This window comes from Pseudomonas sp. JE3303 (assembly GCF_056312565.1).
The window spans coordinates 1-12,328 of sequence record NZ_JBWGIF010000002.1 but is presented as its reverse complement, the minus strand read 5'-3'; the positions used below and the strand labels follow the sequence as shown (position 1 = coordinate 12,328).

Sequence of the window (12,328 nt, the reverse complement as noted above, 5' to 3'; positions counted from 1 at the left end):
GCTGCCCCTGATATGAACAACAATTAGGAGAACCGGGATGGTCTTTTCATCGAACGTGTTCCTGTTCCTGTTCTTGCCGATATTCCTCGGCCTGTACTACCTGAGCGGGCAACGCTACCGCAACCTGCTGTTGCTGCTCGCCAGCTACGTCTTCTACGCCTGGTGGCGGATCGACTTCCTGGCGCTGTTCGCCGGGGTCACCCTGTGGAACTACTGGATCGGCCTGAAAGTGGGCGCCGCTGGCGTGCGCACCAAGCCGGCCCAGCGCTGGCTGCTGCTCGGCGTTGCCGTCGACCTGTGCATCCTGGGCTACTTCAAGTACGCCAACTTCGGCGTCGACAGCATCAACGAGATCATGACGTCGATGGGCCTGGAGCCCTTCATCCTGACCCACGTGCTGCTGCCGATCGGTATCTCGTTCTATGTCTTCGAGTCGATCAGCTACATCATCGACGTGTACCGCGGTGATACCCCGGCCACGCGCAACCTGATCGACTTCGCAGCGTTCGTGGCCATCTTCCCGCACCTGATCGCCGGTCCCGTGCTGCGCTTCAAGGACCTGGCCGACCAGTTCAACCATCGCACCCACACGCTGGACAAGTTCTCCGAAGGCTGCACGCGCTTCATGCAGGGCTTCATCAAGAAAGTGTTCATCGCCGACACCCTGGCCGTGGTGGCCGACCACTGCTTCGCCCTGCAGAACCCGACCACGGGCGACGCCTGGCTTGGCGCCCTGGCCTACACCGCGCAGCTGTACTTCGACTTCTCCGGCTACAGCGACATGGCCATCGGCCTGGGCCTGATGATGGGCTTCCGCTTCATGGAGAACTTCAAGCAGCCCTACATCAGCCAGTCGATCACCGAGTTCTGGCGGCGCTGGCACATCAGCCTGTCGACCTGGCTGCGCGACTACCTGTACATCACCCTGGGCGGCAACCGCAAAGGCACCTTCAACACCTACCGCAACCTGTTCCTGACCATGCTGCTGGGCGGCCTGTGGCACGGTGCCAACTTCACCTACATCATCTGGGGCGCCTGGCACGGCATGTGGCTGGCGATCGAACGGGCACTGGGCCTGGACACCAATCCGCAGCGCTTCAATCCGGTCAAGTGGGCCTTCACCTTCCTGCTGGTCGTGGTCGGCTGGGTAATCTTCCGCGCCGAGAACCTGCATGTGGCCGCGCGCATGTACGGCGCCATGTTCAGCTTCGGTGAGTGGGAACTCTCGGAGCTCAACCGCGCCAACCTCACCGGCCTGCAGGTCGCCACCTTGGCCGTGGCCTACGCCACCCTCGCCTTCTTCGGCCTGCGCGACTTCTATCGCAATGCCAAGCCGACGCCGAAGGCAACCCCGGTGGCGGTGCATGCCGACGGCACGATGAGCATGGACTGGACCCGCGTGCTGAGCCGCACCCTGGTACTGGCGCTGTTCGCGGCATCGATCCTCAAGCTCTCGGCGCAAAGCTACTCGCCGTTCCTGTACTTCCAGTTCTGAGGCCGATGACATGACCCGGACTTTACGCATCTTCTACTCGCTGCTGTTTCTTGGCCTGCTGCTGGCGCTGGGACTGTGGTCGCTGGGAGGCTTGAGCAGCTTCCAGCGTACCCCGCAGATGAGCGTGCTCGACGGCAAGCTGGCCAAGGCCGCCGAGACCCACTACGACGACGAGTTCCCCATCAAGCGCATCAGCACCAACCTGTGGGCGGCGCTGGACTTCAAGCTGTTCAACGAAGGCCGCCCTGGCGTGGTGCTGGGTCGCGATGAATGGCTGTTCTCGGACGAGGAATTCAAGCCGACCGCTGGCGCCGACCAGTTGATGCAAGACAACCTCGCCCTGATCCGCGGCGTGCGCGACACCCTGCAACGCAATGGCGTGCAGCTGGTGCTGGCGATCGTCCCGGCCAAGGCGCGGCTGTACTCCGAGCATATCGGCGCCGAGGCACCCGCCAGCCTGCACAGCGACCTGTACAACCGTTTCCACGCCGATGCCCGGCAGGCCGGTGTGTTCGCTCCGGACCTGCTGGCACCGATGCAAGCGGCCAAGGCCCGCGGCCAGGTGTTCCTGCGTACCGATACCCACTGGACGCCGATGGGCGCCGAAGTCGCTGCCCAGACGCTGGCCGAAGCGGTCACCCGCCAGAGCCTGCTCAGCGGCGAGCCACAGGCGTTTGTCACCGAGACCGGCAACAGCGCGCCGTACAAGGGCGACCTGACCAACTTCCTGCCGCTCGACCCGCTGTTCAGCAATCTGCTGCCCGACCCCGACACCCTGCAGCAGCGCAGCACCCGCCCCGTCGAAGGCCCGGGCGACAGCGGCGATGCCCTGTTCGACGACGCCCAGATCCCGGTGGCGCTGGTGGGCACCAGCTACAGCGCCAACCCGCACTGGAACTTCCTCGGCGCCTTGCAGCAGGCACTGGGCAGCGACGTGGTCAATTACGCCGAAGACGGCCATGGCCCGCTGCTGCCGATGCTCAAGTACCTGCAAAGCGATGCTTTCAAGACCAATGCCCCACAGGTGCTGGTCTGGGAGTTTCCTGAACGATATCTGCCAATGAAAAACGACCTCAGCGCGTTCGATCCGCAGTGGATCGCGCAGCTGAAAAACACCCGTAAATCCGAAGAAAACCTGGCTCTGTCGTCCAATCGGACGGACCACTGAAGAGGAAAACGCACATGACCACCAAGACTTCCATCGCCAAAGCCCTGACCCTCGCCGCTGGCCTCAGCGTGCTGTCGCTGCAGGCATTCGCCGGTGCCGACGCTGCCTTGTACGGCCCTAGCGCGCCGAAGGGCTCGACCTTCGTGCGCCTGTACAACGCCACCAGCACGCCTGTGGCGGCCAATGTCGGCAACACGTCCATCAGCCAGGTCGGCGCCCAGGGCAGCAGCGATTTCAGCTTCATGCCCCAAGGCGACTACAGCGCCAAGGTCGGCAGCCAGACCGTCCCGGTCAAGCTTGCCGCCGACAAGTACTACACCCTGGTCAACAACGGCAGCGGCAGCCCGCAGCTGATCGAAGAACCGCCGTTCAAGAACAAGCAGAAGGCTCTGGTGCGGGTGCAGAACCTCACCGACAAGTCGCTGACCCTCAAGACCGCCGATGGCAAGACCGAAGTGGTCAAGCCAGTGGCCGCCAAGGGCCGTGGCGAGCGCGAGATCAACCCGGTCAAGGTCAACATGGCCCTGTATGAAGGCGACAAGAAAGTCAGCGACCTCAAGCCGGTCGCCCTGGAACGCGGCGAAGCAGCCGTGCTGTACGTAACCGGCAAAGGCAGCAGCCTGTCGCCGGTCTGGGTTACCCGCCCAGTGTCCACCAACTGATCCTCTGCCCCCTATCGAACCTTTGGAGAAACAACATGATCCCGGTAATTCTTTCTGGTGGTAGCGGTTCGCGTCTGTGGCCTCTGTCGCGCAAGCAGTTCCCCAAGCAGTTCCTGGCCCTGACCGGCGAGCACACCTTGTTCCAGCAGACCCTGGAACGCCTGGTGTTCGAAGGCATGGATACCCCGATCGTGGTGTGCAACAAGGACCACAAGTTCATCGTCAACGAGCAGTTGGACGGCCTCAAGCTGGAGACCCAGGCCATCCTCATGGAACCCTTCGGGCGCAACACTGCACCGGCTGTCGCCATCACCGCGATGAAGCTGGTCAACGAAGGCCGTGACGAGCTGATGCTGGTGCTGCCGGCCGACCACGTGATCGACGACCAGAAAGCCCTGCAACGCGCCCTGGCCTTGGCCACCGTGGCCGCAGAGCGTGGCGAGATGGTGCTGTTCGGCGTCCCGGCGACCAAGCCCGAAACCGGCTACGGCTATATCCGTTCGAGCCAGGACGCCCTGCTGCCCGAGGGTGTTGCCCGCGTTGCCCAGTTTGTCGAGAAGCCTGACGAAAAACGCGCCAACGAGTTTGTCCGCGCCGGCGGCTACTTCTGGAACAGCGGCATGTTCCTGTTCCGTGCCAGCCGCTTCCTCGAAGAGCTGAAAAAGCACGACCCGGACATCTACGACACCTGCCTGCTGACCCTGGAGCGCAGCGAGGAGACCGGCGACACCGTGGCCATCGACGAAGCGACCTTCGCCTGCTGCCCGGACAACTCCATCGACTACGCGGTGATGGAAAAGACCCAGCGCGCGTGCGTGGTGCCGCTGTCGGCCGGCTGGAGCGATGTGGGCTGCTGGTCGTCGCTGTGGGATGTGCATGAAAAAGACGACAACGGCAACGTCACCAAGGGCGATGTGGTGGTGCAGGACAGCCACAACTGCATGATCCATGGCAACGGCAAGCTCGTGTCGGTGATCGGGCTCGAGAACATCGTCGTGGTCGAGACCAAGGACGCGATGATGATTGCCCACAAGGACAAGGTCCAGGGCGTCAAGCAGATGGTCAATACCCTCGACAAGCAAGGCCGCAGCGAGACCCAGAACCACTGCGAGGTGTACCGCCCGTGGGGTTCGTATGACTCGGTGGACATGGGCGGCCGTTTCCAGGTCAAGCACATCACCGTCAAGCCTGGCGCCAGCCTGTCGCTGCAGATGCACCACCACCGCGCCGAGCACTGGATCGTGGTTTCCGGCACCGCCGAGGTGACCTGTGACGAGAACGTGTTCCTGCTGACCGAGAACCAGTCGACCTACATCCCCATCGCCTCGATCCACCGCCTGCGCAACCCGGGCAAGATCCCGTTGGAAATCATCGAAGTGCAATCCGGCAGCTACCTGGGCGAGGACGACATCGAGCGGTTCGAGGATGTGTATGGCCGCAGCTCCACGCCAATCGAGCGTGGGGTTTCGGTGAAGACCATCGCGCAGTAAACGCGGCAGCCCTATCGCGGGACAAGCCCGCTCCCACAGGTACTGCGCTGAAAGCAGGACTGCGATATACCAGTGGGAGCGGGCTTGTCCCGCAATGGCCGCGTAGCGGCCCTCCCGCTTTTTTGAGCCCGACCGCATTTCCCGCTACGATGACCTGACCCCGCGCCAACAAGGTCCGTGTCCATGCTCATCGGTGCCCTGCTCATCCTCACCTGGCTGGTGCTGCTCCTGCGCTACCCGGCCAAGGCCCTGCCCATTTCCCTGTCCGCCGTGCTTGGCCTCGGTCTCGTGGCACTGTGGGTGGTCTGGCAGGATAATCGCGAATCCACGCAACTGGCTCGCCTCGACCTGCGCCTGGCCTACGCCCCGGACCAATGCCCCGCCGACCGCGCCCTGCAGGTGCGCATGAAGAACGCCAACGACGTCCCGCTGCAAGCACTGCGCTGGCGGGTTGCGGCGTATGCGCCGGGCGACACGGTCAACCTTGCCGAAAACACCTACAGCGCCCCTCGCTACCGCGGTCCCGGCGAACTGCAGCCGGACGCCGAGTGGAGCGATTGCCTTCCCCTGCCACCCCTGCGCTCGGGCTACCGCCCGCAGACGCTGGAATTCCGCGCCGAGCACCTGCAAGGCAGCTTCGCCAACTGATCATTACCCACCGCGAGATCCTTCCATGCCCACCGTTCTTATCACCGGTTGTTCCAGCGGCATCGGCCGCGCCCTTGCCGATGCCTATCGCGACGCGGGCCATGAGGTCTGGGCGACCGCGCGCAAGCCTGCAGATGTCGAGGTACTGGCCGCCGCAGGCTTCAATGCCAGGCCGCTTGACGTGAACGACGCCAATGCCCTGCGAGCACTGGCCGAGGAACTGGACGACCGTCTTGGCGGGCTGGATATCCTCATCAACAATGCCGGGTACGGCGCCATGGGGCCTCTGCTGGACGGCGGTGTCGATGCCATGCGCCAGCAATTCGAGACCAACGTCTTCGCCCTGGTCGGCGTGACCCGCGCGCTGTTCCCGCTGCTGCGCCGCTCGCGTGGGCTGGTGGTCAATATCGGCAGCGTTTCGGGGGTGCTGGTCACCCCGTTCGCGGGCGCCTACTGCGCGTCGAAGGCCGCGGTGCATGCCTTGAGCGATGCCTTGCGCCTGGAGCTGGCGCCGTTTTCGATCAGTGTGATGGAGGTGCAGCCGGGGGCTATCGCTTCGCAGTTTGCGAGCAACGCCCAGCGTCAGGCTGAGGAGGTGCTGGCAGCGGAGTCGCCGTGGTGGCCGTTGCGTGAACATGTGCAGGCGCGGGCACGGGCGTCGCAGGATCGGCCCACGGCAGCGGCGGTGTTTGCCCAGGGGGTGCTGGCGGCGACTCGCAAGGTGCCTGTGCCGGGGTTGGTGCGGTTGGGTAATGGTAGTACCGCGCTGCCGCTGCTGGCCCGGCTGCTGCCGCAGCGGGTGCTGGACACGGTGCTGAAGAAGCGGTTTGGGTTGTTGCGGCCGCTTTAGCCAAGGCCAGGTTTTTCCGGCGCCAGGTCCGGCCCTTTCGCTGGCAAGCCAGCGAAGAGGCCGGGACAGACAAAACATCTATCCGACCCATGCTAGCCCTCAGGCCTCGAACGCCTGCCACCCTCCACCCAGCGCCTTGTACAGCCCTACCATCGCCTGCGACACCGCGGCGGAGCTGTCGATCCACTGCTCTTCGCTGGCCAGCAGCGCGCTCTGCACACTCAGCACGTTGAGAAAATCCACCGCGCCTTCGATGTACTGGGCCTGGGCGGTTTCAAGGGCGATGCGATTCTGGCGCACGGCCTCGGCCAGATGGTCACGGCGCAACTGGCTGGCGTTGTACAGGCGCAGCACGTCGTCGATCTCGTGCCAGGCATGCAGCACCACCTGCTGGTAATGCAACGCGGCTTCCTGCTGCTGGGCTTCGCGCAGCTCGAGCGTGCCTTTGAGTCGGCCGCCTTCGAAGATTGGCAGGCTCAGTTGCGGGCCGATACCGAACCGACGTGAATCCCAACCGCCGAAATCACTCAGCTGCAACGCCTGGAAACCGACACTGCCGGACAGGCGGATACTGGGGTAGAAGTCGGCCTTCGCCACGCCGATGCTCGCCGTGGCGGCGTGCAGCCGGGCTTCGGCCTGGCGGATGTCCGGACGGCGCTCGGCCAGTTCCGACGGCACGCCAATGGCGAAGCGCTGCTGCGGCGCTGGCAGGTCACCGGGTTGCAGCAGCTCGGCCTGGAGTGTGCGTGGGGGTTGTGCGGCGAGCAGGCTCAGGGCGTTTATCAGGTCGGCCTGGCGTGCTTCGAGGGTGGGTAGACGCGCTTCGATCGACGCCACCTGGGCGCTGGCCTGGGCCACGTCCAGGCGGGTGGCGACACCTTCGTCCTGGCGCTGCTGCGACAGCCTCAAACCGTGCCGGGCTACGCCCAGGTTGTCATGGGTCACTTGCAAGGTGCGCTGTACCGCACGCAACCGGATGTAGTCGCCCGCAGTTTCCGACAGCAATGCCAGCAGCACTCCGCGCCGGTCATTCTCGGCCACCTGCACCGAAGCGTCCGCCGCTTCGACCTGGCGCCGCACACGGCCCCAGAGGTCGAGCTCCCAGCTGGCGGTGAAGTCGCCCTGCCAGAGATCGAAGGCCTGCTTGCCGCTGTTGCCCGACGGGTCGCTCAGGCCTTCGGCGCTGTTGCGGGCGCGGTTGTAGCCGGCATCCAGACCCACTGACGGCGTTTCGTCGGCAGCGATGGTGCTGCGCAAGGCGCGGCTTTGCAGCAGCCGCGCGCTGGCGATGCGCAGGTCGAGGTTGCGCTCGGCAACCCGGTCGATCAAAGCGCTGAGACGGGCATCGTGGAAGTTCTCCCACCAGCGCATTTCCAGTGGCTCGGCGGCCGGCTGGCTGGGCGCGGCCTCGCCCTGCAGCGCGGCCCAGTCGCTGGGCGCCTGGCCGTCGGGACGCTTGAAGTCCGGGCCGAGCGTGCAGCCTGCCATCGCCAGTGCAAGCAGCAAGGGGCTGAGGCGTAATGCAGGTTTCATCGTGCGCTCACCTCTGCGCCGTGCAGTGTGTCGCCCCGGGTGTCGATGACTGCCTCGACCGACATGCCGACGCGCAGGCGGTCGAGCAGCGGCTGGTCGGCGTCGAAGACGATCTTCACCGGGATGCGTTGCACCACCTTGGTGAAGTTGCCGGTGGCGTTGTCGGGCTTGACCGCTGCGAAGGTCACGCCGGTGGCGGGCGCGATGCTTTCGACATGCCCGCGCAGGGTTTCGCCCGAGAAGGTATCGACGCTGATGCTCACCGGCTGGCCTGGCTGCACATGGGTCAGCTGGGTTTCCTGGAAGTTGCCGACTACATAGGCCTGGCTCAGCGGCACTACCGAGAGCAGGCGCGCGCCCGGATTGACGTAGGCACCGACACGCAGCGCACGCTCGCCGACCATGCCGTCGACGGGTGCCACGATGCGCGTATAGGACAGGTCGAGGTTGGCCCGCTCGACCCCGGCTTCGGCGCGCTTGAGCTGGCCGTCGGCACTGGCCACCTGGGCGTTGAGGATATCGACCTGCTTGCGCGCTGCCAGCAATGCCGCCTGGGTGTTGGCCAGGCGTGCCTTGGCCTGGTCAACGCGGCTGCGCGCCTGTTGAGCGTTCTGCACGGTGCCGGCGCCTTGCTCGGCGAGGCGGCTGTAGCGGGCCACTTCGTGATTGGCGAACGCTGTCTCGGCCTGGGCGGCGCTGACCGCGGCCTGGGCCTGGGCGATCATCGAGCCCTGGCGGTCGAGGGTAGCGCGGGCGTCTTCACTCTGTGCCTTGGCCACCAGCAGTTGCGCCTGGGCGGCGTCGAGGGCGGCCTGGTAGTCGCGCTCGTCGATCAGCGCCAGCAACTGGCCGGCCTTGACTTGCTGGTTGTCCTGCACCAGTACGTCCTTGATGAAACCCGCGACCTTGGGCGCGACCACGGTGTAGTCGGCAATCACATAGGCGTCGTTGGTGCTCTGCTCGTGATCGCTGCCCAGCAGCCAGGGGCCGAACAGGCCGGCCAGCACGGCCACGGCAAGTACCGAGCCGATCAGGAGGGTTTTACGGTTGTTGGTCATTTCAGCAGTCTCATCCAGGGATCAGGCCACCGCGCGGGGTGGGTAGACCCGGGTAGGCACGAAGGGAATCAGGCAGATCAGGGCCACGGCGATCATCGCCATGACCAGGTAAAGGTCGGCCGAGGTCAGTACCACGGCCTGTTCATGAATGCGGTGGGCCAGGCCTGGGGTGCGGTCATCGACCAGCGGGGAATTGCCAAGGCTGTCCACCAGGTGGTTGGAGTGAAAATGCCGGCGCACGGTGCCCAGGGCATCCAGCAAACCTGCGGCGATCACTGCCGCAAGGCCCTTGACCGTGTTGAACCAGGCGGAGGCAAAGGGACCATCCTGCGGGCTCATGCCGTTGGTGGACAGCATCAGCAGCGGCAGAACGGCCATCGGCTGGCCAAACACCTGAAGCAAATAGAGCGTGTAGAAGTCGTCGCGGATCCACTCCGACGTCAGCTGGCTGCTGCCCAGGCACGACAGGGCGAGCATGGCCAGGCCTGCGGCCAGCACCCAGCGGCAATCCACCCCGCGGATATTGCACAGCGCCGCCACCAGCGGCAGCGCCAGCAGTTGCGGCATGGCCACCAGCATCATCAGCGGGCTGGTCTGCGCCGGGCGGTAGCCCTGTATCTGCGCCAGATAGCCCGAGGGAATGCTGCTCACCCCAGACAGCACGATCAGTACCCCGGCCAGGGTCAGCAAGGCAAAGCTCAAGTTGCGCCGGCCGAGCATGCGCAGTTGGAAGAACGGCAGCGGCTCGGACCATTCGTTGAACAGAAACAGCACCAGCAGGAGGCTGCCGCCGCCGAGCAGCCAGCAGATCAGCGGCGAATCGAACCAGCCCCAGCGGTCGCCCAGGCTAAGGCCGATCACCAGCGAGCAGATCGCTGGCAGGCCAAGCACCACGCCGCGCCAGTCGAACTGCCTGAAGCGCTCCAGGCGCAGCGGGTCCTGGGGCAGGCCCCAGGCGACGCAGGCCATCGCCAGCAACGAAGGCAGCACGATCTGCCAGAACGCCCACTGCCAGCCGACGTATTCGGTCCAGAGTCCCGCCAAGGGCGTACCCAGGTTCGGCCCGAAGGTGGCGGTCAGGGCATAGCAGGCCAAGCCATAGATCTTGATGCCCGGGGGTAGAAAACGCAGCGCTACGCTCATCAGCATCGGCGGCATCGCACCAGAGGCCAGGCCCTGCAGCACCCGCAGCAGCATCAGGCTGTGCAGGTCCGGCGCATACGGCTGGACCAGGCCGAGCACGGCAAAGGCGCCGATGGCGCACAGGGTGTAGCGGCGCAACGAAAAGGTCGTCGCCAGCCAGGGCGAAAAGGCCATGGCCGACACTGAGGCGGCGGCATACACCGCCAGCAGCCAGGCGCCCTCGTCGGCGCCAATGCCCATCGCGCCGCGGATATCGGCCAGCGATACCTTGGTGACCGTCTCATTGAGGCCAGCGCAAAGCACCGCCAGTAGCACGCCGAACAGCCCGATCACCACGCGCAGATCGAAAGCCGCGGGCACGGGCGGGCTGGCCACGGGGGCGGCAGCGAGCGCAGCGGCAGGCGCGGTCAGCGAACTCATGGGATGAAATCTCCGGCAACAAATTTTCCAGGGACAATTTTAAGAACCCTGAATGCTGATTAAAACTGACATATCGGCACTTTACTGTTGCGTCAAACGCAATCGAGCGCTCTGGAAAGGCTATGGATCGACGCTGCAGCAGACCTTGAGGGTCTGGCGAAGCCAGCGATGGGCGGGATCGTTGTCGTGTCGTGGATGCCAGGCCTGCATCACGGTCACCCGCTCCATCGGCAATGGGATCTGGAACGAGCGCAGCGGCAGGCCGAGCTTGGTCACGCTGCTGAGGATATTGGCGGGCATCGGAAGCAGCAGGTCAGAGTCGGGCAGCGAGAACATCGCCGAATGAAAGCTCGGGGTAATCAAGGCAACCCGACGCCGCACTTTGTAGTTGGCCAGCTCCACATCGATAGGCCCATTGGCCCGCCCCCGCCGCGACACGCTGATCTGCGGGAAGGCGGCAAAGCGCTCTGGGGTGATCTCGTCATCGAAAATCGGGTGGTCGCGCCGGGCCAGGCCAACGTAGACCGTATTGAACAGGCTCTGCACCTTGATCTCCGGGCCCAGGTCGATGGTCGAGCTGATGATCAGGTCAGTGCGGCCATCGCGCAGCAGCGCATCATCGTCGCCGCCACTTTCGGGCACGAAGCGCAGCACCGTCTGCGGCGCCTGCTCGTGCATCATGCGCAGCAGCTGCGCGCCATAGAGGGCGATGAACAGGTCGTTGGTGCGGATATTGAAGGCCCGGTCGAGGTTGGCCAGCTCGACCTCAGGGCCGTTGCGAAACACCTGACCGGCCTGCTCCACCAGCGCCCGCACCTGTTCGCGCAGTGCCAGCGCCCGGGGCGTCGGCACCAGGCCGCGGCCCGCGCGCACCAGGATCGGGTCACCCATGGCATCGCGAATCCGCCCCAGCGTGCGGCTCATGGCCGCCGGGCTGAGGTTCATGCGCTGCGCCGCGCCGACCACGCTGCCCTCATCGAGCAGGGCATCGAGTGCGACCAGCAGGTTCATATCCGGGAGCTGCATTGCCGGGGGTTCCATGTGCGGTGACGGGATCGGGAAATATTACCAGCTTGTCCGGTTTGCGCCCGACACAACTACAGAGTGCATGGCAGGCCATTTATCGATGATTGTGCATGCACAAGAATGCCGGATTGACCTTGATCCCATGGAGACCGCATGCCCAGCCACGTCCTGATCGCCATCGACGCCTCCCCCGACGCCAGCAGCCTGCTCGACCTTGCCCGCCGCTATTGCCAGCCCGGCACGCATCACCTGCACGTGCTGCTGGCCATCGACTCGACCTTTGCCGTACACGACCACCTCGCCCCCATACGCCTGGACGAGGAACAGGAGTATCCCGCCGCCTGTGAAGAACAGCGCCTGGGCGATGCCGCCATGCTCAAGGCCGTCACCGGCTTGCGCGAGAGCGGGTTCACCTGCGAAGGCAAGCTGGTCGCGGCGGACCCGGTCGACGCCATCGTCGGCCAGGCCGAGGCGCTGGGCTGCGAGCTCATCGTCATGGGGCACCGGCACATGTCGCGGCTGGGGCGGTTGCTGGATCCCTCGATCAGCGTGAAGGTGATCGACCGGGTGGAATGCGCGGTGTTGGTGGGTCGCGCAGGATAAGCCTGCCCACAGCTTGGCTCCGTCCTCGCGATCGGCGGCGAATCCTGTGGGAGCGGGCTTGTCCCGCGATCGGCGGCGAATCCGTGGGAGCGGGCTTGTCCCGCGATCGGCGGCGAATCCGTGGGAGCGGGCTTGTCCCGCGATCGGCGGCGAAGCCGTCGCAAAACATGCACCTGCGATGAGCCAGGTAAGTACCTGTACAGGTCTTACGACGGCTTCGCCGCCGATCGCG

At 65.1% G+C, this 12,328-nt stretch carries 11 protein-coding genes; 7 read left to right on the top strand and 4 right to left on the bottom strand.

The annotated features are described in order from the left end of the window. Positions 1–37: 37 nt before the first annotated feature. From AC0ZZU_RS03485 to AC0ZZU_RS03460, 6 genes are all read left to right on the top strand, one after another. On the top strand, positions 38–1,495 hold the full coding sequence (locus AC0ZZU_RS03485) for an MBOAT family O-acyltransferase (RefSeq protein ID WP_158459909.1): 1,458 nt from the start codon (positions 38–40) through the stop codon (positions 1,493–1,495). Positions 1,496–1,505: 10 nt separating this feature from the next. After that, positions 1,506–2,663 (top strand): alginate O-acetyltransferase, encoded by a 1,158-nt coding sequence (locus AC0ZZU_RS03480; RefSeq protein WP_476339151.1) that lies wholly within the window; start codon positions 1,506–1,508, stop codon positions 2,661–2,663. Positions 2,664–2,677: 14 nt separating this feature from the next. Continuing rightward, positions 2,678–3,325: an alginate O-acetyltransferase AlgF gene (locus AC0ZZU_RS03475; RefSeq protein WP_476339149.1), complete on the top strand. Its 648-nt coding sequence runs from the start codon at positions 2,678–2,680 to the stop codon at positions 3,323–3,325. 35 nt (positions 3,326–3,360) lie between these two features. Continuing rightward, entirely contained in the window at positions 3,361–4,815 is a 1,455-nt protein-coding gene (locus tag AC0ZZU_RS03470) for a mannose-1-phosphate guanylyltransferase/mannose-6-phosphate isomerase (RefSeq protein ID WP_476339147.1), read from the top strand. Positions 4,816–4,998: 183 nt separating this feature from the next. Next, positions 4,999–5,463 (top strand): multidrug transporter, encoded by a 465-nt coding sequence (locus AC0ZZU_RS03465; protein WP_476339145.1) that lies wholly within the window; start codon positions 4,999–5,001, stop codon positions 5,461–5,463. 25 nt (positions 5,464–5,488) lie between these two features. Beyond that, complete coding sequence (locus AC0ZZU_RS03460; protein WP_476339143.1) at positions 5,489–6,313, top strand: SDR family oxidoreductase; 825 nt, start codon at positions 5,489–5,491, stop codon at positions 6,311–6,313. 99 nt (positions 6,314–6,412) lie between these two features. On the opposite strand, the gene AC0ZZU_RS03455 is transcribed toward AC0ZZU_RS03460, so the two are convergent. The 4 genes from AC0ZZU_RS03455 to AC0ZZU_RS03440 all read right to left on the bottom strand — a co-directional run bounded on the left by AC0ZZU_RS03455 (position 6,413) and on the right by AC0ZZU_RS03440 (position 11,493). Further along, positions 6,413–7,846: an efflux transporter outer membrane subunit gene (locus tag AC0ZZU_RS03455; protein ID WP_476339141.1), complete on the bottom strand. Its 1,434-nt coding sequence runs from the start codon at positions 7,844–7,846 to the stop codon at positions 6,413–6,415. Continuing rightward, positions 7,843–8,904 carry an HlyD family secretion protein gene (locus AC0ZZU_RS03450; protein ID WP_476339140.1) on the bottom strand — a complete coding sequence of 354 codons (1,062 nt, stop codon included), beginning with the start codon at positions 8,902–8,904 and terminating at the stop codon, positions 7,843–7,845. The genes AC0ZZU_RS03455 and AC0ZZU_RS03450 overlap by 4 nt, the downstream gene beginning before the upstream one ends. A 21-nt stretch (positions 8,905–8,925) precedes the next feature. Further along, entirely contained in the window at positions 8,926–10,467 is a 1,542-nt protein-coding gene (locus AC0ZZU_RS03445; protein ID WP_476339138.1) for an MFS transporter, read from the bottom strand. Between the two features lie 120 nt (positions 10,468–10,587). Continuing rightward, a complete protein-coding gene (locus AC0ZZU_RS03440) occupies positions 10,588–11,493 on the bottom strand; it encodes a LysR family transcriptional regulator (protein WP_476339136.1) in 906 nt (301 codons plus the stop codon). Positions 11,494–11,646: 153 nt separating this feature from the next. On the opposite strand from AC0ZZU_RS03440, the gene AC0ZZU_RS03435 reads away from it, so the two are divergent. Next, on the top strand, positions 11,647–12,096 hold the full coding sequence (locus tag AC0ZZU_RS03435) for a universal stress protein (protein ID WP_476339134.1): 450 nt from the start codon (positions 11,647–11,649) through the stop codon (positions 12,094–12,096). Positions 12,097–12,328: the final 232 nt, after the last annotated feature.

Coding starts and splice junctions, on each gene's coding strand:
- AC0ZZU_RS03455 (WP_476339141.1), bottom strand. CDS start 7,846: ATGAAACCTGCATTACGCCTCAGCCCCTTGCTGCTTGCACTGGCGATG.
- AC0ZZU_RS03475 (WP_476339149.1), top strand. CDS start 2,678: ATGACCACCAAGACTTCCATCGCCAAAGCCCTGACCCTCGCCGCTGGC.
- AC0ZZU_RS03435 (WP_476339134.1), top strand. CDS start 11,647: ATGCCCAGCCACGTCCTGATCGCCATCGACGCCTCCCCCGACGCCAGC.
- AC0ZZU_RS03460 (WP_476339143.1), top strand. CDS start 5,489: ATGCCCACCGTTCTTATCACCGGTTGTTCCAGCGGCATCGGCCGCGCC.
- AC0ZZU_RS03485 (WP_158459909.1), top strand. CDS start 38: ATGGTCTTTTCATCGAACGTGTTCCTGTTCCTGTTCTTGCCGATATTC.
- AC0ZZU_RS03470 (WP_476339147.1), top strand. CDS start 3,361: ATGATCCCGGTAATTCTTTCTGGTGGTAGCGGTTCGCGTCTGTGGCCT.
- AC0ZZU_RS03450 (WP_476339140.1), bottom strand. CDS start 8,904: ATGACCAACAACCGTAAAACCCTCCTGATCGGCTCGGTACTTGCCGTG.
- AC0ZZU_RS03440 (WP_476339136.1), bottom strand. CDS start 11,493: ATGCAGCTCCCGGATATGAACCTGCTGGTCGCACTCGATGCCCTGCTC.
- AC0ZZU_RS03445 (WP_476339138.1), bottom strand. CDS start 10,467: ATGAGTTCGCTGACCGCGCCTGCCGCTGCGCTCGCTGCCGCCCCCGTG.
- AC0ZZU_RS03465 (WP_476339145.1), top strand. CDS start 4,999: ATGCTCATCGGTGCCCTGCTCATCCTCACCTGGCTGGTGCTGCTCCTG.
- AC0ZZU_RS03480 (WP_476339151.1), top strand. CDS start 1,506: ATGACCCGGACTTTACGCATCTTCTACTCGCTGCTGTTTCTTGGCCTG.